The 3,580-nt window shown below is 72.7% G+C and carries 3 protein-coding genes and 1 pseudogene; all 4 read right to left on the bottom strand.

Features of this window, described 5'->3' with window-relative positions; genetic code table 11:
* The coding region (locus AC08OT_RS19575) for a DUF58 domain-containing protein (RefSeq protein WP_476603168.1) at positions 1-585 on the bottom strand (585 nt) is incomplete at its 3' end.
* The gene (locus AC08OT_RS19580; protein WP_476591772.1) at positions 582-1,691 is read right to left on the bottom strand and encodes an AAA family ATPase; all 1,110 of its coding nucleotides are present in this window, start codon (positions 1,689-1,691) and stop codon (positions 582-584) included. The genes AC08OT_RS19580 and AC08OT_RS19575, both read right to left, overlap by 4 nt.
* Before the next feature lie 153 nt (positions 1,692-1,844).
* Positions 1,845-3,316, bottom strand: a pseudogene (gene crtI / locus AC08OT_RS19585) (phytoene desaturase family protein).
* A 58-nt stretch (positions 3,317-3,374) separates the two neighbouring features.
* Positions 3,375-3,580, bottom strand: a 206-nt coding sequence (locus tag AC08OT_RS19590) for a hypothetical protein (protein ID WP_476603169.1), incomplete at its 5' end; no start/stop codon positions are given.

Here is a 3,580-nt window from a genome sequence, read left to right on the forward strand (position 1 = left end):
GTGCAGCAGGTCCTCCACCGCCGCGGCGAGGTTGGTGGCCGCCGCCGGGTCGGGCCGGCGGCGGGGCCGGTCGTGCGCGCCGCGAGGCGCGGTGATGAGCGTGTGCAGCAGCGCCCGCAGCCCGTCCCGGCCGGGACGGGCTGGGATCGCCCGTGGACCGGCCTGGGTCAGCGCGATCGCGCCCATCCGGTTGCCGGTGCGGGCGGTCAGGAAGCCGACCGCGGCCGTGGCGGCAATCGCCAGATCACGCTTCTGCCAGGTACCGGTGCCGAACTCGGTGCTGGCGGTGAGGTCCACCAGCGCCCAGGTCTCGAGCTCCCGGTCGGCGATGAGATCGTGGACGTGGGGGACGGTGGTCCGGGCCGTGACGGCCCAGTCCATCCGGCGCACATCGTCACCGACGGCGTACTCGCGGCTCTCGGCCTTCTCGCTGCCCTGACCGGGCAGCAGCCCGAGATGATCGCCGAGGAGCATGCCGTCGAGACGGCGAAGCACGGTCAGTTCGAGCCGGCGCAGGGTCCGCTCCACCGCCGGATCGGTCGCCGACATGGAGCCGGCCCGGAGCCGGCCCGCGGGGTCCGTCATCCGGGCGCACCTTGGTCGAGGTATTCCGGGAAGCCCGAACGCGGGTTCGTCCCCCACCCGCCGGCCTGCGGACCGGTGGGGTAGGAGGGGCCCTGCTGGCGGGGCGCCACCTGAGGCTGCGGAATCACGCCCAGGATCCGGGCGGCGATCGCGTCCGCGGTCAGCCCCTCGGCCAGCGCCTCGTACGAGAGCACCAGGCGGTGGGGCAGGACGTCCAGGGCGACCGCGGCGACGTCGTCGGGTACGACGTAGTCGCGCCCGCGCAGCAGGCCGAGCGCGCGGGCCGCCGCGACCAGTCCGAGCGAGGCGCGCGGCGAGGCTCCGTAGGCCAGGTGGCCCTCGAGCTCGGGTAGGCCCGCCTCGCCGGGGGACCGGGTGGCAAGCACCAGCCGGACGGCGAACTCGATGATGGCGTGATGGACGAACACCTCGTCGGTCCGGGTCTGCAGCCGGGTCAGCGCCTCCGGGATCAGGACCCGCTCGGGGACCGGTGGCGAGGTGCCCATCCGCCGGACGATCTCGAGCTCCTCCGCCGGGTTCGGGTAGGGGACGTTGACCTTCATCAGGAACCGGTCCCGCTGCGCCTCCGGTAGCGGGTAGACGCCCTCGGATTCGATCGGGTTCTGGGTGGCCAGTACCAGGAACGGCTCGGGAAGCCGGTGGGTGACCCCGCCGAGCGAGACCTGCTTCTCCGACATCACCTCCAGCAGCGCCGACTGCACCTTCGCGGGTGCCCGGTTGATCTCGTCGGCGAGCACGAAGTTCGCGAAGACCGGGCCGAGCTCGACGTCGAACGTCTCCTGGCTCGCCCGGTAGATGCGGGCACCGACGATGTCGGAGGGCACGAGGTCGTTGGTGAACTGGATGCGGACGAACGAACCGCCGACGACGGTCGCGAGGGTCTGCACGGCCAGCGTCTTCGCGACTCCGGGCACGCCCTCCAGCAGACAGTGGCCCCGGGCGAGCAGGGCGACGAGCATGCGTTCGACCATCCGGTCCTGTCCGACGATCACTTTTTTGATCTCGAACAGGGCGCGTTCGAGCAGCGCCGCGTCCGACGTGGTGTCCGGTACGGCGAGGCCGGCCGGGCTGTGCCCTTCGTCCATGGCAGCATTGTCCCAGCCGCATCGTGGAACAGGGTGCCAAAGGACTCGGCACGGCCTGGCCGGATGCCTCTTCTAAGCCGCTCTTCAGCAACTTCTCGGCGCTGGGAAATGTCCGGGGCACCGGGGTGCCAGGCTGCCGGGGTGCGTCCCGGGTCAGCGCAGGGCGCGGGAACGGTAGCCCCGGTCAGCGCCGAGGATCCGCTCCGCGGCCAGCCGGCCGGAGATGAGGACCATCGGGACCCCGACGCCGGGCCGGGTGCCGCTGCCGGCGAACACGACGTTCGTGAGGCCCGGGGCCAGGTTCGAGGGGCGGAACGGGCCGGTCTGGCGAAAGGTGTGGGCCGCCGCGAACGGGGCGCCCGCCGCCATCCCGCGGGCCCGCCAGTCGGCGGGCGTGGTGACCTGCTCCACCTCGATGGCGTCGCCGAAGCCTCGGTAGCCGTGGCGTTCGCAGGTGGCGACCACCTCGTCGCGGTAGCGCGAGCGCAGCACCGACCAGTCGAGCGGGGCGGTGAGGTTGGGTGTGGGGAAGAGCACGTAGTACGTGTGGCCGCCGGCCGAGGCCATCGCGGGTTCGGTGCGTGAGGGGGTGGTGACGAGGAAGGACGGGTCGCTCATCAGCTCGCCGCGATCGATGATCTCGCGGAAGGTCGACCGCCAGGCCCGGCCGAAGTGGATGGTGTGATGCGCGGTGTGCGGGTACTCTACGCGCCCCCCGGCCAGCAGGAGGAAGCACGAGGGCGAGTACCGCAGGCGGCGCAGACGGGCCGGCGCCGTCGAGGGAGGCAGCAGTTCGGTGTAGGCGATCGGCAGGTCGGGGTTGAGCACCACCACGTCGGCGCCGATGCGCTTCCCCGCCGCGGTGTGCACCGCGACCGCCCGGCCGCCCCGCACCTCCACCCGCATCACCGTGGTCTCGTAGCGCAGGGTGGCACCGTGCTTGGCCGCGGCGCCGGCCAGCGCCTCGGCAACGGCGTGCATGCCGCCGGTCGGGTGGTAGACCCCGGCGACGCAGTCCATGTAGGAGATGACGGCGTAGAGGGCCAGCGCGTCGTGCGGGGCGAGCCCGGCGTACATCGCCTGGAAGGAGAACATCCGCCGGGTCCGCGGGTCCCGCAGATGGCGGCCAGCCGGGCGAGCTGCGGGCGCAGCAACGACAGCGGGGAGTCGACCTGCGCGTCGATGAAGTGGCGCAGCTGGGTGCGGAACATCGCGGTGACGACGCCGACGAACCGCTCGAAGCCGGCCGCCTTCGCCGGGCCGCACAACGCCCGGATCTCCTGTGCGGTGTCGGCGGGGTCGGCGCGGATGTCCAGCGACGAACCGTCGGCGAAGAACCCCCGGTACATCGGGTCGAGCCGGGTCAGCGACAGCCAGCGGTCGAGATCCTCCCCGACACAGTCCAGGGCGTCGGCAATCAGCTCGGGCATGGTCAGGACGGTCGGTCCGGTGTCGAAACGATAGTCGCCCAGTGCGAGCAGGCCGGCCCGACCGCCGGGGGTCGCCTCCCGCTCGAGCACCGTCACCCGCCGGCCGGCGCCGACCAGGCGCAGCGCGACCGACAGACCGGCGAGACCGGCCCCGACGATGACGACGTGATCCGTCGCTCCGGTCACCGTGCGCACCTGCCACCTGCCACCTGCTTCCTGGTCGATGGTGCGGTTAACCGAGGTGGTCAGGTGCTCAATGTGAGCGCGAAGTCGCCGCCATGGCGAGTTCCGTCAGGGCGGCGAGGGTCGTGACGTCCAGATCCGCCCGCCGCGCCGCCTCGACCGCTGTGGCGGTCCGGGCGGCGATCCGTTCCTCAGCGGCGGCCACCGCTCCGCTCGCGGCGATGATGTCGCGGGCCTCGGCGACCCGGGCGGCGCGAGCCGCGGGGTTCTCGGCGC

It is taken from the genome of Frankia sp. CgJB1, from assembly GCF_977947065.1.